The sequence below is a fragment of the Cupriavidus sp. GW821-FHT07C08 genome, assembly GCF_059419025.1.
Genome location: NZ_JBWKQZ010000008.1, coordinates 96,170 through 114,235 on the forward strand (window position 1 = coordinate 96,170; position 18,066 = coordinate 114,235).

Consider the following 18,066-nt stretch of genomic DNA (forward strand, 5'->3'; position numbering starts at 1 on the left):
GAGTCATACAGACCATAAAGCGAGATCGGAGACACCCAAATGAGTCCGCAGCTACAGAACGTATTGATCGTGACACTCATGCTTGGCTTTGCCGGGCTGGAGATCGTCACACGGCGCTACAAACATAGCGTTCACGCCACACAGGACGACACCCGGCTGGAACTGGCCATGTTCCTGAGCTTGCTGGCAGTCGTGCAGCCGCTGCTCTTGCTCGCCACGAACTTGCTCTGCACGTGGCTGATTCCGGAGCAGCGTGGCGCCTGGGCGGACCTGCCTTGGTGGGCCATGGCCGCGATCCTGCTGGTTTGCGATGACCTGACCCAGTACTGGTGGCATCGGATCTCGCATACCCCGTTGTTGTGGCCATTGCACCGTGCGCACCACACCGCGCAATACATGAGCATCCGCATCACGTACCGCAACAACTTCTTCTATTACCTGATGATGCCGGGTCTCTGGTTCGCGGGTGTGTTGCTGTACCTCGGCTTTGCCAAGGTCTACGGCGTCTACATCGTCATCAAGATCGCCGTGATTCTCGGGGCGCATAGCGCATGGCGCTGGGACGAGCCCTTGTACAGGATCCGTGCACTGCGCCCGCTGATGTGGCTGCTGGAACGGACCATCTCGACGCCTGCCACGCACTGGGCCCATCACGCGCTGACGAACGAGGACGGCATCGGGCATTACAAGGGCAACTTTGGCAATCTCCTGTTCTTCTGGGACATCCTGTTCGGCACCGCCTACATCACGCGCAAGTACCCGGCCAAGGTCGGCCTGCAGGACGATCTGATCTTTGGTCAGGAGCGCTGGTTCATCCAGATGTTCTACCCGCTGTTCCAGTCTCGTCGCGAACATTCCGCGCTGCGCTTCGGCGGCCGCGCCTATACCGAAGTGGAAACCCGATCCGACACGCTCCCGCAGGCCACCGAACAGCGGAGGTCGGCGTGAATGACCGCGCGCTGACAGATCAGCAGGCCAGCCAGGCCATTGAGCATGCCCGCGTGGAAGCACTATTCGCTGCCCAGCAGCAAGCCTTCCTGCAGGACACCTGCCCGGACGCCGCCACAAGACGGAACCACCTGCTCGCACTCAAGCGGCAACTGCGGCGCTACCAGGACGTGCTGGCCGAGGCAATTTCGCGCGACTTCGGCGAGCGGGCCGTGGCCGAAACCAAGATGCTGGAAGTCCTGCCCACCACGCTCGAAATCCGGCACGCGATCTCGCACCTGCGCCGCTGGATGCGCCCGAGCCGGCGCAGGCCCGAACTGCTGTTTGCGACCAACAGCCTCCAGGTGAGATACCAGCCCAAGGGCGTGGTCGGGGTTATCGCCACCTGGAATTTCCCGGTCTACCTGTCGCTCGGGCCGCTGGTGACAGCGCTGGCGGCAGGCAACCGCGTCATGATCAGGATGCCGGAGACCACCCCGGCCACCAACGCCACGCTCAGGAAGATGCTGGGCGAGGTCTTCGCCGAGGACCATGTTGCGCTGATCGGCGAGGAGCTAGAAGACCCCTCCGTCTTCACCGCCCTGCCCTTCAACCACATAGTCTTCACCGGCTCGCCGGCGGTGGGCCGCATTGTCATGGCCCAGGCAGCGCGCAACCTCACGCCGGTCACGCTGGAACTCGGCGGCAAGTCGCCTGCCATCGTGTTGCGCGACTATCCGGTGCGCGAGGCCGCCAGGAGCATCGCCCATGGCAAGGGGATCAACTGCGGGCAGATCTGCGTGGCACCTGACTATGCACTGGTGCCGCGAGAACAGGTGGACGCCTTCGTCGACGCATTGCAGCAGAGTTTTGGGGAACTGTTCGGCAAGCTTACCGACACCAATGCCGACTACACAGCGCTGGCCACCGACCGCCACGCGGCGCGGATACTGGACCTGCTGGACGATGCACGCGCCAGGGGCGCGACGGTCATCGCATGCGGCGAGGTTGGCGGCGGGCGGCGCATGCCACTCCATATCGTCACGCATTGCACGCCGCAGATGCGCCTGATGCGCGAGGAGATCTTCGGCCCCGTCTTGCCCGTGGTGCCCTACGACACGCACGAGCAAGCGATCGAAATGGTGCAGCAGCAAGCACGCCCGCTGGCGCTGTACTGCTTCAGCCATGACAAGCCTGAACGCGAGAAGCTGCTGGCGCGCACGCATTCCGGCGGGGTCACGATCAACGACTGGGCCTGGCACGTGGTCAACCACGATGCGCCCTTCGGCGGCGTCGGCCAGTCAGGGATGGGCAATTATCACGGCGAGGAGGGGTTCCGGGAGCTGTCGCACGCGCGCACCGTGTTCAAGCGGCATCGCTTCTTTCCCATCGGCTTGTTCTATCCGCCGTATGGCAACCTTGCGCAGCGCCTGACGCTGAAGCTGTTCGCCGGACATGGCGATCCTGAGGTGAAAAGGCCCTTCTGACCTTCGGCGCTTTGGTTGCTGCTGCCGCATGGCGCCGAGAGCTTTTCCGCTTCTGTTGCATTTTGTGTTGTTATTTGGCATTTTGTGGAATAAGATTCAGCCACACGCTGATCATCCATTTCCAAGGTGCCCTACATGCCCCCACCACTGCCCTCCCACTCCCGCGTCGTCATCATCGGCGGCGGCATCATTGGCTGCAGCGTGGCCTATCACCTGACCAAGCTGGGCTGGAAAGACGTGGTGCTGCTTGAGCAAGGGCAGCTCTCGTGCGGCACGACCTGGCACGCAGCCGGCCTGGTCGGCCAGTTGCGCGCGCAGGAGAGCATGACCAGGCTGATCCGCTACTCAACCCGCCTCTACAGCGAGCTGGAAGCGGAGACCGGCCTTGGCACCGGCTGGAAGCAATGCGGGTCGCTGTCGGTGGCGCGCACGGCTGAGCGCATGACGCAACTTCGCCGCACCGCAGCGGTGGCGCGGGCCTATGGTGTTGAATGCGAAGTCATCTCTGCGTCCCAGGCCGGCGAACTGTGGCCGGTGATGCGCACCGACGACCTGCTTGGCGCGGTGTGGCTGCCGGGCGACGGCAAGGCCAACCCGACGGACCTTACGCAGGCCCTGGCACGTGGCGCGCGTTCACGCGGCGCTGTGATCGCGCAGGACACCAAGGTCACCGCCATCCACAGCCGCGATGGCCGCGCCACGGGCGTGAGCTGGCGCAACAAGGCCGGCGACGAAGGCCGGATCGAGGCGGAGATCGTCGTCAACTGCGCCGGCCAGTGGGCGCGCAAGGTCGGGCAGATGTGCGGCGTGACCGTGCCGCTGCACTCGGCCGAGCACTATTACATCGTCACCGAGCGCATTGCCGGCGTGCACCCTGACCTGCCGGTGATGCGCGACCCGGACGGCTTCATCTACTTCAAGGAAGAAGTGGGCGGGCTGGTGATGGGCGGCTTCGAGCCCAATGCCAAGCCGTGGGGCATGCATGGCATTCCTGAGCCGTTCGAGTTCCAGTTGCTGCCTGATGACTGGGACCAGTTCGAGATCCTGATGGAGAACGCGCTGATCCGCGTTCCGGCACTGGAGTCGGCGCAGGTCAAGCAGTTCTACAACGGTCCCGAGTCCTTCACGCCGGACAACAACTTCATCCTCGGCGAAGCGCCCGAGCTGCGCAATTTCTACGTGGGCGCGGGCTTCAACTCGATGGGGATCGCGTCTGCCGGCGGCGCCGGCATGGCGCTGGCGGAATGGATCGTCGCTGGCGAGCCGACCATGGACCTGTGGCCGGTCGATATCCGCCGCTTTGCCGGCTTCAACGGCAACGAGAGTTGGCTGCACGACCGCGTCAAGGAAACGCTGAGCCTGCACTACGCGATGCCCTGGCCCAACCGGGAACTGGATACGGCGCGGCCGTTCCGGCGCTCGCCGCTCTATGCCCACCTGCATGCCGCCGGCGCCAATTTCGGCAGCAAGATGGGTTGGGAGCGGCCAAACTTCTTCGCGCCAGCCGGACAATCGCCCGAGATCCGCTATTCGTTCGGGCAGCAGAACTGGCTGCCGTGGAGCGGCGCGGAACACCGCGCCTGCCGCGAGGCAGTGGCGCTGTTCGATATGAGTTCGTTCTCCAAGTACATCGTCAAGGGTGCCGATGCCGAGGCCGTGTTGCAATACGTGATGAGCAACGACGTGGCCGTGCCGCCGGGGCAGACCGTGTACACCGCCATGCTCAACGACCGCGGCACCTATGAGTCCGACCTGACCGTGACGCGGCTGGCGCACGACCAGTACCTGCTGGTGACCGGCTCGGCGCAGACCACGCGCGACTTCAACTATATCGAGCGCCTGATTCCCGCCGACAAGCGCTGCGCGATCGTCGATGTCACCGGCCAGTACGCCGTGCTGGCGGTGATGGGCCCGCGCTCGCGCGAGTTGCTGCAGAGCGTGTCGCGCACCGATTTTTCCAATCAGGCGTTCCCGTTCGGCACCTCGAAAGAGATCGATCTCGGCTATGCCACGGTGCGCGCCACACGCCTGACCTATGTGGGCGAACTGGGCTGGGAACTGTATGTGCCGGTGGAATTCGCCGTGGACGTCCATGACACCCTGCAAGAGGCCGGAAAACGCTTCGGACTGGTCAACGCCGGCTACTACGCCATCGAATCGCTGCGCATCGAAAAGGGCTACCGCGCCTGGAGCCGCGAACTGACCACCGACATCCATCCGTTCGAGGCCGGGCTGTCGTTTGCCTGCAAGCTGAACACCGACATCCCGTTCCGCGGGCGCGACGCGCTGTTGAAGCTGCGCGCTGCCGGCGGTGCCGCGCAGGTGCGGCGGCGCGTTGCCGTGGTCACGCTGGACGGTGCCAGCGAGGCCATGCTCTGGGGCGGCGAGGCGATCCTGCGCACCGCCCAGGACGGCACCGTGCGCCCGGCCGGCTTCGTGACGTCGGCTGCGTTCGGCCACACCCTTGGCTGTCCGGTGGGCATGGGCTTGCTGGCACGCGCCGATGGTCCGGCCGACGCGGCATGGATCGAGGGCGGCACGTATCACGTGGACCTGGCCGGGCAACTGCTGCCTGCGCGCGTCCACCTGCGCGCGCCGTACGATCCGGCCAGCGAACGGACCAAGGCCTGATCATTGATGCAAGCGGATACCGGAGTGCCCATGCCAGTGATCCAGACCGAAAGCGCCAGCTACATCCTGACGCTGTCGTGCCCCGACCGTCCCGGCATTGTCCATGCCGTCTCGGCCCTGCTGGTGGAAGCCGGCGCCAATATCGTCGATTCCGCGCAGTTCGGCGATCGCGACAGCGCACGATTTTTCATGCGCGTGCACTTCCAGCGGCCGCTGCCAGAAGGCCAGGATGCCGGCGATGCGCTCGCTGCCCTGCGCAGCACGCTGGCGGGCGTGGCGGCCGCGCATGAGATGGACTGGTCCCTCCACGACGCCGCGCGCAAGCCGCGCGTGATGCTGATGGTGTCAAAGATCGGCCACTGCCTGAACGACCTGCTGTTCCGCTACCGCACCGGCCAGCTGCCCATCGAGATTCCGGCCATCGTCTCCAACCACAAGGACTTCTACCAGCTTGCGGCGAGCTACGACATCCCGTTCCATCACCTGCCGCTGCTCAATGCCACGCCGCAAGGCAAGGCCGCGCAGGAAGCGAGACTGTGGGACCTGGTCTGCGACTACAGTATCGACCTGGTCGTCCTGGCCCGCTACATGCAGGTCTTGTCCGACGACCTGTGCCGCCGCCTGGAGGGCCGCGCCATCAACATCCATCATTCCTTCCTGCCCAGCTTCAAGGGCGCGCGCCCCTACGCGCAAGCCTATGAGCGCGGCGTCAAGCTGATCGGCGCCACAGCGCACTACGTGACCGGCGACCTCGACGAAGGTCCCATCATCGAACAGGAAGTCGCGCGCGTGGACCATGCCATGGACGCCGCGCAGCTGACCGCCATCGGACGCGACGTGGAATGCGTGGCGCTGGCGCGGGCGGTGAAATGGCATGCGGAACATCGGGTCCTGCGCAACGGCGGCAGGACGCTGGTGTTCCGCTGAAGCGGCAGCCTTTGCCGCCGCTTCAGCCGGCCACCACCCGCCGGACCTTGCGCAACGCCTGCTCCAGCGCATCCACGGAGATCGATCCGAGCGCCAGCCGCAGCGCATGCGGCACGCTCGCGCCGACCGCGAACGGCTCGGCCGTCGTCACCAGCACACCCTCTTGCTCCAGGGCGGCCGCGACCTGGTCGGCGCGCAGGTCCTCCTCGAGTTCAAGCCACAGGTAGTACGAAGACGGGTGCGCCGTGACGCGGCAGCCGCGCAGGATGCGCCGCGCCAGGCTTTGCCTGCGCCGCGCGTCCTTGCGCTTGCGATCCTCCAGGTCATCGACGGTGCCCGCTTCGATCCACAGGCAGCCGAGCGCCACGGTCAGCGACGGCGTGTTCCAGGTTGACACGCGAATGGCGCGCTCCAGGGCCGGCACCAGCGGCCCGGGCGCCGCGACGAATCCCATCCTCAGGCCCGATGCCACGCTTTTCGACAAGCCCGAGACGTAGACGGTCCGCTCCGGCGCGAAGGTGAACACCGGTTTCGGCGCCGGTTCGGCAAGGAAGGCGTAGGCACCGTCTTCAATGATCAGCAGATCATGCCGTTGCGCCAGGGCCGCAAGACGGCTGCGGTCCGTCTCGCTCATGACATAGCCCAGCGGATTGTGCATGGTCGGCATGGTGTAGACCGCCCGCACCGGACGCCGCTTGCAGAGCGCGGCAAGCCGATCCAGGTCCAGGCCCGCGGCAGTCGCCGGCAACGGCTCCAGGTCGAGCCGGTACAGCTGCGCCAGCGCCTTCATGCCCGGATATGTCAGCGCGTCAACCGCCAAGACGTCACCGGGATTGAGCAGCCCCATCACCGTCACCGCCAGGCCCTGCTGCGCGCCGTTGACGATCAGCACCTGGCTGCCCGGCACCCGGATGCCGCGGTTGCGCAGGTGCCTGGCGACGGCCTGCCGTTCATGCGGGCGCCCGCCCTGCGGCGCGGAGTGCAGCAGCGCGTCGAGATCGCCCGAGGCCGCGATGCTGCGCAAGCCATCGCGCAACAGTTCAACCTGCCCGGGCAGCGACGGATAGTTGAAGGTCAGATCCACCGCGCCGGCGCGCACCGGATGCTGCTCAAGCCCCAGGCCGCGCGGCAGCGAGGTATCGCGCACGAACGTGCCCCTGCCGGTCTCGCCGACCACCAGCCCGACAGCCTCCAGTTCGACGTAGACGCGTGCCGCGGTCGCCAGCGCCACGCCGTACTGCTTCATCAGCGCACGCACCGTCGGCAGTTGCGTGCCCGGAGGCAGCTCGCCGCGATGAATGCGCGCAGCAATCTCGTCAACAATGGTCTTGTAGCGCGCGTGGGCCATGCTTTGTATCTAGAACAATGCTTTGCGTGTATCAGACCAGAAGAATAGCCTGCATGCCTAGTCAACGCTAACCATTTCCTGCACATGATTGCCCTGACCACCCTGTCGATCTTCGCCGCGGCAGTGATGCTGCTGCTCCTGTCACCCGGCCCGAACATGGCATTTGTGATGGCGCATGGCATCACCTATGGCCCTCGGGGCGGCGTTGCGACGGCACTGGGGATTGCCGTGGCCGACCTGATCCTCACGGTCCTGACAGCCACCGGCATCACCGCCCTGGTGATGGCATGGGCGTCGGCGTTCGACCTGATCCGCTATGCCGGCGCGGCCTATCTGCTGTGGATGGCGGTCAAGGCGCTGCGGCAGCCGCTTGCGCTGAAAGAGGCCGTGGTGACGCAGGCGTCCCTGCGCTCGGTGTTTGTGCGCGCCATGCTGAACAGCCTGCTCAATCCCAAGGCGTTGCTGTTCTTCATGGTCTTCCTGCCGCAGTTCGTGGATCCCGGCAAGGGCGGCGTGGCCCGGCAGCTGCTTGTGCTTGGCCTGGTCCTGACGGTGATCGCCACCGTGTTCCATGCGTTGCTCGGAGCCGCTGGCGGCACTGTGCGCCGTTTCCTGTCACGCCATCCCAAGGCCGCAACGATGCAGTCGCGCGGTCTGGCAGCCGTGCTGGTGCTGCTGGCGCTGCGGCTGGTGCTGACCTCACGCCCGGCCTGAAACCGTTTCCCACGCAGAGCCCCTGATGTATATCGCAGCATTTATTTACCGGCCCGGCCAGGCCGATGACGAGTTCCACCGCCTCAGCGCCCTGATCGACGAGATCGCCGCCGGCATACCCGGCTTTGTCGGTGCCGAGTCCTGGCGCTCGCCAGATGGCCAGTTGTCCAACGCCAGCTACTACTGGCGCGACAAGGACTCCCTGCAAGCCTTCGCCACCCACCCGCGGCACCTGGACGCCAAGCGCCAGTACCGCAAGTGGTATGACGGCTATCACGTGGTGATATCCGAAGTGCAGCGCGCCTATGGCGACGGTTCGCTCCAGCACTTCGTGCCCGACAGCCGGCGCCGGCGGCAGGGCTAAACGCCTTCACCTGTCCGGCCGATCTTTGGACGGCCGGCCGCCGGGATCTGAATGATTCTGGCGGCGATCTATCTGAGCAGCCAGTACCTGAACCAGGGCGACCTGGCAGCGATGACGACCTACCTGCTGGGGGACAAGCCGCCCGCACCGCAGCCAGTCAAGCCCGTCAGCGCCGATGCCGGGCAACTGGCACCGGGCCGCCGCCACTATGTGGCGGTCTGCGCCGGCTGCCACGGCCGCGAGGGCGAAGGCAAGCCGCACGTGGCGGTATCGATGGCCGGCAACTCCACCGTGCGCAACACCGACGCGCGCAACCTGATCGTGTCGATGCTCGACGGCATCGAGGCGCAGCGCTTCCCCGGCGTTGAGGCCATGCAGGACATGCCGGGCTTTGCCGCGCGCATGAGCGACGAAGAGCTGGCGCAGCTGGCCAACTACCTGCGCGCCACCTGGGGCGGCCAGCCGGCCGATGTGACGCCCGCCGCGGTCAAGGCGCTGCGCGCCGCAGGCCCCGGGCACTGAGGCCCTGCCCCGGGTGTTCCATTCTGGAACACCCGGTGTCACGCGCTGGCACAGCCGTGCCGGCGCGTGACATATCCCACCCGTGCCACGCGCACGCGCCCCCCGTTTTTCCCCGTTCTTTCGTTCGATTCCCGCCCCGGCACAGCTCTTGCGATCTGCCTGCTGTGCGCACGGCCGGAATGCCGTGACGACACCACAGAAATCACTGAACGGAGCGAGACATGAACATGGCGGAAATCGCCCAGCTGGGCGTCAGCAACCCCTACAAGCAGCAGTACGAGAACTACATCGGCGGCGCCTGGGTGCCGCCCGCCGGCGGCGAGTACTTCGAATCGATCACGCCGATCACCGGCAAGCCGTTCACGCGCGTGCCGCGCTCCGGCCAGCAGGATGTCGACGCCGCGCTGGACGCCGCCCACGCCGCCAAGGCCGCGTGGGCCCACACCTCCACCACCGAGCGCGCCAGTATCCTGAGCCGCATCGCCGACCGCATCGAGGCCAACCTGAAGCTGCTGGCCGTGGCCGAGAGCATCGACAACGGCAAGCCGGTGCGCGAAACCACCGCCGCCGACCTGCCGCTGGCGGTCGACCACTTCCGCTACTTTGCCGGCTGCATCCGTGCGCAGGAAGGCGGCATCTCCGAGATCGACGCCGACACCATTGCCTACCATTTCCATGAGCCGCTGGGCGTGGTCGGCCAGATCATCCCGTGGAACTTCCCGCTGCTGATGGCCACCTGGAAGCTGGCCCCGGCGCTGGCCGCCGGCAACTGCGTGGTGCTCAAGCCGGCGGAACAGACGCCGGCCTCGATTCTGGTGCTGATGGAAGTGATCGGCGACCTGCTGCCGCCGGGCGTGATCAATGTGATCAACGGCTTCGGGCTGGAAGCCGGCAAGCCGCTGGCATCGAGCCCGCGCATCAGCAAGGTGGCGTTCACCGGCGAGACCACCACCGGCCGGCTGATCATGCAGTACGCGTCGCAGAACCTGATCCCGGTGACGCTGGAGCTGGGCGGCAAGTCGCCCAACATCTTCTTCGAGGACGTGCTGGCCGCCGACGACGCCTTCTTCGACAAGGCGCTGGAAGGCTTTGCCATGTTCGCGCTGAACCAGGGCGAGGTCTGCACCTGCCCGTCGCGCGCGCTGATCCAGGAATCGATCTACGACCGCTTCATGGAGCGCGCGCTCAAGCGCGTGGCCGCGATCCGCCAGGGCCATCCGCTCGACACCGGCACCATGATCGGCGCGCAGGCGTCCGCCGAACAACTGGAGAAGATCCTGTCGTACATCGACCTGGGCCGCAAGGAAGGCGCGCAGTGCCTCACCGGCGGCGAGCGCAACGTGCTGGACGGCGACCTGGCGGGCGGCTACTACGTCAAGCCGACCGTATTCGCCGGCCACAACAAGATGCGCATCTTCCAGGAAGAGATCTTCGGGCCGGTGGTATCGGTGACCACCTTCAAGGATGAGGAAGAGGCGCTGGCCATTGCCAACGACACGCTCTACGGGCTGGGTGCCGGTGTCTGGACACGTGACGGCGCGCGCGCATTCCGCATGGGCCGCGGCATCCAGGCGGGGCGCGTGTGGACCAACTGCTACCATGCCTACCCCGCGCATGCGGCATTCGGGGGCTACAAGCAGTCCGGCATCGGCCGCGAGAACCATCGCATGATGCTCGACCACTACCAGCAGACCAAGAACCTGCTGGTGAGCTACAGCCCCAACGCGCTCGGGTTCTTCTGACCATGGCGGGCTCGACGTCCGCTCCCGCCACCGCGCCGGTCGCACGCGTGGTGGCAACCCCGGCCGCGCTCACGCTGATCGCGGAGCTGGCCGCGCGGCATGGCCCGCTGATGTTCCACCAGTCCGGCGGCTGCTGCGACGGCAGCGCGCCGATGTGCTACCCCGCCGGCGAACTGCTGGTGGGTGCGGCCGATGTCTGCCTGGGCGAGATCGGCGGCGCGCAGTTCTATATGACGCGGGCGCAGTTCGAGTACTGGCAGCACACGCGGCTGGTGATCGATGTGGTGCCGGGGGCGGGCGGGATGTTCTCGCTGGAGGGACGGACGGGGAAGCGGTTCCTGACCCGGTCGGAGTTGTTCAGCGATGAAGAGGCTGCGTGGCTGGCGGCGCAGCCGGGGTTGTGAGGGTGTGCGTGGTTAAAAGCTTGCCGATTGTTCGCTCCCTCTCCCGCTTGCGGGAGAGGGAGCGAACCGGCACGACGGGATATGGCCTCAGCGCTCCGATTCCGGCTCGCCTTCCAACCCCTCCCTCAACCTCCGATAGATCGTATTGCGCGACACCCCCAGCTCACGCGCCACGTGGCTGACATTGCCGCCGTGCCTGGCGAGCGCCTGCCGGATCAGGCCAGCTTCCCAGTCGCGCATCCGGCTGGCCTTTGAAGATGCCGGCGGCTGCGCAGAAGCCGCTGCATCACCGCGCTCCACCTCATCGCCACACTCCTGCTCAAACCCTTCCGGCAGGTGTTCCACCCCGATCTCCGCCTCCCCTTCCGCCAGGATCGCCGCCGTGCGCAGCACGTTGGCAAGCTGCCGGATATTGCCCGGCCACGGGTGCCGGCGCAGCAGCGCCAGCACCTGCGCGTCGACATGCACCGGGGACTGCAAGCCGGCGTCTTCGCCCTGCCGCTGCAGGATGCGATCGACCAGCAGCGGCAGGTCGCTGCGCTCGCATAGCGACGGCAGGGTCACGGCCAGCGCATTGATGCGGTAGTACAGGTCTTCGCGGAAAGTGCCATCGGCAATCATCGCGCGCAGGTCGCGGTGGGTGGCGCAGACAACGCGCACATCGACCGGCAGCGCGCGGGCGCTGCCCAGCGGGGTGACCGCGCGCTCCTGCAGCACGCGCATCAGCCGCACCTGCTGTGCCAGCGGCATGTCGCCGATCTCGTCCAGGAACAGCGTGCCGCCGTGCGCCTGCACGACCTTGCCCTCGCTGCCGCGGCGGCGCGCGCCGGTGAAGGCGCCTTCTTCGTAGCCGAACAGTTCGGCCTCGATCAGCGATTCGGGGATGGCCGCGCAGTTGACCGCGACGAAAGGCCCGCCGGCGCGCGGCGAGGCGGCGTGGATGGCACGCGCCAGCCACTCCTTGCCGGTGCCGGTGCGGCCCTGGACCAGGATGGTGATATCGCGCCCGCTGACCTTGCGCACGCGGCGCAGCACCGCGGCCACGGCGGCGTCGCCGGTATCGAGCGCGGCCAGTGCCGGCGGCAGCGGATCTTCGGCGCTGGGCTGGCGCACCGCGATGGGCGTGGCCAGGTATTCGATGCGGGCAAACACCTGTACCCGGCTGGGCAGCGTCAGCGTCTGCAGCGATCCCGCCGCGCCGCTGCGCGCCTGCATCGCCGCGCGCACCGGCTGGCCGAACAGCCCGGCAAAGCCGGCTGCCGCCAGCGCGTGCGGGGCCAGCCCCAGCTGGAACAGGCCGCTGCGGTTGGCAGCCAGGAAAGCACCGTCGGGCGAGAACGCCGCCATGCCCTCGAACAGCGTGCCGACGAACTCGGGCCGCGCATGGAAGCGCACCAGTAGCGCGTCCGGGAAGTGGTTGGCAAACAGGTGGTTCTCGATCATCTGCGCCGACATCCGCACCAGCGCCATGGTGTGCCGGTGGAAGCCGCGATGATCGCCGCTGACATCGAGCGCGCCCAGGATGGCACCGGTCGGGCTGGCAATCGGCGCGCATGAGCAGGTCAGCTGGTGGTTGGACTCGAGGAAATGCTCGCTGGCGTGGATCAGGGTGGGGCGGGCCTCGGCCAGTGCGGTGCCGATGGCGTTGGTGCCCTTGCTCGGCTCCGACCACGACACCCCCGGCGCCAGCGCAACGCGCCGCGCCCGCGCGACGAAGTCGCCGTCGCCCAGGCTGTGCAGGATCACGCCGCTGCTGTCGGTCAGCAGCACCATGCTGTCGGTATTGGCGATCTGCGCGTGCAGGGTCTCCATCACCGGCAAGGCATGGCGGAACAGGTCGCGGCTGGCGTCCACCAGCTCACCCAGCGCGCGCGGGCTGACGGCATCGAAGCCGGGCGCATGGCGCGCATCCAGCCCGAAGCCGGCCGAGCGCGCATGCGCGCGGGCGATCAGGCCGGCACGGTCGGCATCGGCCGGGTCGACATGGGCAGCCTGGCGGGCAACATCGGAAGGCGCGGCGGGATGGGCGGCACGGTGCATGACGGCGGGTCTCCTGTATCAGCAGGCGGCGCGCGTCGCGGCCGCTGCCCTGCCGTCCCGTGGCGCGTGCCGTGCAGTTCAGGTGCGGCGGCAGGCCGGGCGGCTGTAGTCCGGCAACCTTATCACAGGCTCCCGGCCATGTATTGCCCCCGCGCCATGCCGGGCCGGGGTCAGCGTTTTTCGTCGAGCAGGTCGTTCAGGATCTCGTCGAAGGTGGCCTGGGCATCTTCCAGCGCCTGCAGCGCCGCATCGAACGTCTGCAGCGCAAGCTTGGATGGCTTGCCGCTGCCCTGCGGCGGATAGTGGGCCTGCAAGGCGGTGAAGGCTACCTGCACCTGCCGCGTGGCCGCGACCACGCGTTCCATCGCCTGCGCCTCTTCGGCGCGGTATTGCTCGTGTTTCTGCTCGCTCATGCCTGTTTGCTCCGTATGCGCGTCGTCTCGGGAGGGGGCGCGCGCGCGTGAATGAGGTATATCGTACAAGAACTGCGCCGGCCGGCTTGCGCTGCGCGCTCGCGCCTGACAAAAATGAGGTAGGCTGCGCGGCTGGGCGGCAAGGCCGGCGCTGGTGCGCCTCGCCTGGCAGCGACACTGAAGACTAGCCATGCCATTGATCACCCGCCGTACGCTGGCAGCCGCGCTGATGACTGCCAGCGGCTTCGCCTGCTACTGGACCTACCTGACGCTCAACCAGGAGCGGCTGCTGTTCGATGCGCGCCGGCGCCCGCCGCGCGACCTGCCCGACGGCATCATTGGCTACTCGCACCTGATCCCCGGCGGCGTGGTGCGCGGCTACATCTACCATACCCCCGGCGACAACGTGCGCGACCTGCTGTTCTACCTGCCCGGGCGTGGCGAGGATGTGCTCGAAACGCTGCAGTACGCGCGCTGGCTGCCCGCCGGCATGGCCTTCGCCACCTACGACTACCGCGGCCTGGGACACTCCGACGGCCTCCCGTCCGAGGGTGCCGCAGTGGCCGACGCCAGCCAGTTCCTGCTGCATGCGCGGCGTGTCTTCCCCGACACCCGCGTGCATGTGGTGGGGCGCAGCCTGGGCACCGGCGTCGCGATCCAGCTGGCGGACCTGCAGGACTTCGAGAGCCTGCAGCTGATCACGCCCTACGACTCGCTGCTTGAACTGGTGCGCAAGCGCTTCCCGCTGGTGCCGCTGCGCCAGCTGATGCGCCACCATTTCGATTCGATCTCGCACTGCAAGAAGGTCGTGCAGAGCACCAAGGTGCTGCTGGCCGAGACCGATGAAGTCGTGCCCCATGAATGCTCTGAACGGCTCATGGCCGCCTGGCCCGGCCCGGTGGCGCTGCAGACCGTGCCAGCCACGGATCACTTCACCATCATCGAACGCGAGGAAACCTGGCTGGCGCTGTGCGAATTTGCCCGGCATCACAGCCAGGCCAGGCTGCGCGTGGCTACGGCACAGCCCGCCCGGCCCGCCCCGCCGGCCGCCGCCGGCACGCCGCCCGTCGACCATGACGAGCTCGGCAATCCGTTGCCGCTGGCGGCCAGGCGCTAGCACCAGTCAGCCAGCGGGTAAAATGCGCGCATGAAAAAAATCGCAGTCAAGGCAGGCGGCGCCGTACTGGCGCTGGCTGCAGCCGGTGCCTTGCTTGCCGGCTTTGCCGCGGTGGTAAGCCTGCGGCAGCTTCCCCCAGTCGACGCCCTGCGCGACTACCGGCCCGACGTGCCCCTGCGGATCTACACCAGCGACAACGTGCAGATCGGCGAGTTCGGCAGCGAGCACCGCGAGTTCATCCCCTTCGGGCAGATGCCGTCGCGCATGGTCCAGGCGCTGCTGGCAGCCGAGGACGACCAGTTCTACCAGCACGAGGGTGTCGACTTCCCCGGCGTGCTGCGCGCCGCGCTGGCCAACCTGGGCCAGGGCTATGCGCAGGGCGCCTCCACCATCACCATGCAGGTGGCGCGCAATTTCTACCTGTCGCGCGAAAAGACGCTGGCGCGCAAGTGGTATGAAATGCTGCTGGCCTGGCGCATCGACCAGACCCTGCCCAAGGACCGCATCCTTGAGCTGTACATGAACCAGGTCTACCTGGGCGAGCATGCCTACGGCTTCGGCAGCGCCGCGCATGCGTACTTCGGCAAGCCGCTGGCGTCATTGTCGCTGGCCGAGACGGCGATGCTGGCGGGGCTGCCCAAGGCTCCCTCGTCCATCAACCCGGTGGTCAACTTCCCGCGCGCCAAGCGGCGCCAGGAATATGTGCTGGGCCGCATGCTGGCGCTGGGCATGATCAGCCAGGACGACTACCGCGAGGCCCGCGCCGCGCGCCTGGCAATCTCCGACGACAGCCCCGGCAGCTTTGCCGGGCATGCCGAATACGTGGCCGAACTCGCGCGCCAGCTGGCGCGCGAGCGCTTTGGCGACGAGGCCTACACGCGCGGCCTGAACGTCTACACCACGGTGTCGTCGGTGCGCCAGACGCTGGCTTACGATGCGGTGCACGGCGGGCTGGAAGGCTACGCGCGGCGCCACCGCAAGTTCGTCAAGGACCTGTCGCAAGGACCGCAGGCCGCGCTGGTATCGCTGGACGGCGCCACCGGCGCGATCGAGGCGATGGTGGGCGGCGCCGACTTTGCCACCAGCCGCTTCAACCATGCCACCCAGGCGCAGCGCCAGCCGGGCTCGACCTTCAAGCCCTTCGTCTATGCGGCGGCGCTGGAGCGCGGCGTGTCGCCCCGCACGCTGATCAACGACGCGCCGCTGCCCAATGGTTCGCGCTGGCAGCCGACCAATGACGACGGGCGCTTTGTCGGCCCCATCACCGTGCGCCAGGCGCTGGCCGAATCGCGCAACCTGCCGGCGATCCGCACGCTGCAGGCGATCGGCATCCCGTACGCGGTGGAGTTCGCCAGCCGCTTCGGCTTCGCGCCCAGACGGCTGCCGCGCTACCTGCCGCTGGCACTGGGCACCGGCACCACTTCGCCGCTGCGCCTGGCCGCGGCCTACGGCGTCTTTGCCAACGGCGGCCACCGCATCGAGCCCTACCTGATCGCGCGCATCACCGACAGCGAAGGCAAGCTGCTGTTCTCTGCCGAGCCCGGCAACGCCACGGACAGCCCGGCGCCGCGCGTGATCAGCGCCCGCAACGCCTTCGTCATGGACAGCCTGCTGCGCAGCGTGGTCGACGACGGCACCGGCGCCGGCGTGCGCCGCTACCTGCGCCGCGACGACGTGGCCGGCAAGACCGGCACCACCAACGATTCGGTTGACGGCTGGTTCGCGGGCTACGCCGGCGGCGTCGTCACGGTGGCGTGGATGGGCTACGACGACAACCGCAGCCTGGGCGAGCATGAATTCGGCGCCACCACCGCGCTGCCGGTGTGGGCAGCCTATATGGAGGGCCGCCTTGCGGGCGTGCCCGTGCCTGCAGCCGAAGCGCCCGCCGGCGTGGTGCGCGTGAGCGACGACTGGATGTACACCGAGTATGCCGATGGCAGCCACGGCATCGCTGCCATCGGCTTCCCGCCACCGGCACCCGCGGCGGCGCCGGCCGTCGATCCGGTCGCCAGCAACCTCGGCGGGCCCGCGGCCGCGGCACCGGCTGGCTCCGCACCGACGCCCGTCACCAGCGAGGCAATTGGCCTGCCGGCGCCCGGCGCTACCACGCCGGCCGTCCCCGCAGACGCCAGCCTGTAGACTTCGGGGTTTCCACTGTCCCGATCCCGATGTCCAGCCATGCCCCTCTGCTGATCTGGTCGGTCGCCGCGCTGACCACGGCCGGCGTCCTGTTCCGCCCGTTCCGCCTGCCCGAAGCCTTCTGGGCCGCCGCCGGCGCCCTGCTGCTGTGCGTCACCGGCCTGATGGCGCTGCCCGACGCGCTGGAGGCGGTGCTGCGCGGCTACGACGTGTACCTGTTTCTCGCGGGCATGATGCTGATCTCCGAGCTGGCCCGCAAGACCGGGCTGTTCGACCACGTCGCCGCGCTCGCCGTGCGCCGGGCGCGCGGCTCGGCGCTGCGGCTGTTTCTGCTGGTGTACGGCTTCGGCACGCTGGTAACGGCATTCATGTCCAACGACGCCACCGCCGTGGTGCTGACGCCCGCGGTGCTGGCCGCCACCCGCGCCGCGCGGGTCCGGCATCCGCTGCCTTACCTGTACGCGTGCGCCTTCATCGCCAATGCCGCCAGCTTCGTGCTGCCGATCTCCAACCCGGCCAACCTGGTCATCTTCGGCACACGCATGCCGCCGCTGGCGGGCTGGCTGGCGAGCTTCGCGCTGCCGTCGCTGGTCGCGGTGCTGGCCACGCTGGCGGCGCTGTGGTGGACGCAGCGCGCGGCGCTGGCCGAGCCCATCGAACATGACGTGCCGGTGCCGCCGCTGTCGCCGCAGGCCCGGCTGACCGCGCTGGGTATCGTGCTGACCGGCCTGATCCTGCTGGTGGCCTCGCTGCGCGGCAACGACCTGGGCTGGCCGACCTGCGCGGCGGGCGTGGCCACGCTGCTGCTGGTCTGCGCCACCCGGCGCGAGCTGCTGGTCCCGGCGCTGCGCGAGGTTTCATGGGGGGTGTTGCCGATGGTGGCTGGGCTGTTCGTGCTGGTGGCGGCGCTGGAGCAGACCGTGGTGATCGGCCACCTGGCCGATGCCGTCGCAGCGGCGTCGCGCGACGGCGGCGCGCTGGCCCTGCTGGGCGTGGGCGCGGTGGTGGCACTGGCGGGGAATATCGCCAACAACCTGCCGGCAGGCCTGATCGCCGCCTCGGCGCTGGCGGGCGGACATGCCTCGCACGCCGTGACCGGTGCGGTGCTGATCGGCATTGACCTTGGCCCCAACCTGTCCGTCACCGGCTCGCTGGCCACGTTGCTGTGGCTCACGGCGCTGCGGCGCGAAGGGCATATGGTCAGCGCCGGCCAGTTCCTGCGCGTGGGGGCCGTGGTGATGCCGGCAGCGATGCTGCCCGCACTGGCGCTTTTGCTGCTTTAGAACCTGGC

Annotated in this window: 14 protein-coding genes and 1 pseudogene; 12 read left to right on the top strand and 3 right to left on the bottom strand. The window is 67.9% G+C overall.

Annotated elements, in window-relative coordinates:
• Positions 1-39: 39 nt before the first annotated feature.
• The 4 genes from AC07UK_RS12815 (at position 40) to purU (ending at position 5,972) form a co-directional block, all read left to right on the top strand.
• A complete protein-coding gene (locus AC07UK_RS12815; RefSeq protein ID WP_436225011.1) occupies positions 40-948 on the top strand; it encodes a sterol desaturase family protein in 909 nt (302 codons plus the stop codon).
• Positions 945-2,414 carry a coniferyl aldehyde dehydrogenase gene (locus AC07UK_RS12820; RefSeq protein ID WP_436225010.1) on the top strand — a complete coding sequence of 490 codons (1,470 nt, stop codon included), beginning with the start codon at positions 945-947 and terminating at the stop codon, positions 2,412-2,414. The genes AC07UK_RS12815 and AC07UK_RS12820 overlap by 4 nt, the downstream gene beginning before the upstream one ends.
• Before the next feature lie 135 nt (positions 2,415-2,549).
• On the top strand, positions 2,550-5,045 hold the full coding sequence (locus AC07UK_RS12825) for a GcvT family protein (RefSeq protein ID WP_494686405.1): 2,496 nt from the start codon (positions 2,550-2,552) through the stop codon (positions 5,043-5,045).
• Positions 5,046-5,075: 30 nt separating this feature from the next.
• Entirely contained in the window at positions 5,076-5,972 is an 897-nt protein-coding gene (gene purU, locus AC07UK_RS12830) for a formyltetrahydrofolate deformylase (protein ID WP_436225008.1), read from the top strand.
• A gap of 22 nt (positions 5,973-5,994) precedes the next feature.
• On the opposite strand, the gene AC07UK_RS12835 is transcribed toward purU, so the two are convergent.
• Positions 5,995-7,320 carry an aminotransferase-like domain-containing protein gene (locus AC07UK_RS12835; RefSeq protein ID WP_436225007.1) on the bottom strand — a complete coding sequence of 442 codons (1,326 nt, stop codon included), beginning with the start codon at positions 7,318-7,320 and terminating at the stop codon, positions 5,995-5,997.
• Between the two features lie 84 nt (positions 7,321-7,404).
• Here AC07UK_RS12835 and AC07UK_RS12840 point away from each other — a divergent pair, with 84 nt between their 5' ends.
• The 5 genes and pseudogenes from AC07UK_RS12840 (at position 7,405) to AC07UK_RS12860 (ending at position 11,066) form a co-directional block, all read left to right on the top strand.
• A complete protein-coding gene (locus AC07UK_RS12840) occupies positions 7,405-8,034 on the top strand; it encodes a LysE family translocator (protein WP_494686404.1) in 630 nt (209 codons plus the stop codon).
• A 25-nt stretch (positions 8,035-8,059) separates the two neighbouring features.
• On the top strand, positions 8,060-8,398 hold the full coding sequence (locus AC07UK_RS12845; RefSeq protein ID WP_436225005.1) for an antibiotic biosynthesis monooxygenase family protein: 339 nt from the start codon (positions 8,060-8,062) through the stop codon (positions 8,396-8,398).
• Between the two features lie 66 nt (positions 8,399-8,464).
• Positions 8,465-8,920: pseudogene (locus tag AC07UK_RS12850) on the top strand (c-type cytochrome); the annotation flags it as partial.
• A 221-nt stretch (positions 8,921-9,141) separates the two neighbouring features.
• Positions 9,142-10,662, top strand: a complete 1,521-nt coding sequence (adh, locus tag AC07UK_RS12855; RefSeq protein WP_494686403.1) for an aldehyde dehydrogenase — start codon at positions 9,142-9,144, stop codon at positions 10,660-10,662.
• A gap of 2 nt (positions 10,663-10,664) precedes the next feature.
• A complete protein-coding gene (locus tag AC07UK_RS12860; RefSeq protein WP_436225003.1) occupies positions 10,665-11,066 on the top strand; it encodes a DUF779 domain-containing protein in 402 nt (133 codons plus the stop codon).
• 87 nt (positions 11,067-11,153) lie between these two features.
• Here AC07UK_RS12860 and AC07UK_RS12865 read toward each other — a convergent pair whose 3' ends face one another.
• Positions 11,154-13,106 (bottom strand): sigma-54-dependent Fis family transcriptional regulator, encoded by a 1,953-nt coding sequence (locus tag AC07UK_RS12865; RefSeq protein WP_494686402.1) that lies wholly within the window; start codon positions 13,104-13,106, stop codon positions 11,154-11,156.
• 170 nt (positions 13,107-13,276) lie between these two features.
• Entirely contained in the window at positions 13,277-13,519 is a 243-nt protein-coding gene (locus tag AC07UK_RS12870; protein ID WP_010812795.1) for a hypothetical protein, read from the bottom strand.
• A gap of 190 nt (positions 13,520-13,709) precedes the next feature.
• Here AC07UK_RS12870 and AC07UK_RS12875 point away from each other — a divergent pair, with 190 nt between their 5' ends.
• The 3 genes from AC07UK_RS12875 to AC07UK_RS12885 are packed head-to-tail and all read left to right on the top strand — an operon-like array spanning position 13,710 to position 18,058.
• A complete protein-coding gene (locus tag AC07UK_RS12875; protein WP_013953566.1) occupies positions 13,710-14,636 on the top strand; it encodes an alpha/beta hydrolase in 927 nt (308 codons plus the stop codon).
• 30 nt (positions 14,637-14,666) lie between these two features.
• Complete coding sequence (locus AC07UK_RS12880) at positions 14,667-16,775, top strand: penicillin-binding protein 1A (protein WP_494686401.1); 2,109 nt, start codon at positions 14,667-14,669, stop codon at positions 16,773-16,775.
• Between the two features lie 29 nt (positions 16,776-16,804).
• The gene (locus tag AC07UK_RS12885; RefSeq protein WP_436225000.1) at positions 16,805-18,058 is read left to right on the top strand and encodes an arsenic transporter; all 1,254 of its coding nucleotides are present in this window, start codon (positions 16,805-16,807) and stop codon (positions 18,056-18,058) included.
• Positions 18,059-18,066: the final 8 nt, after the last annotated feature.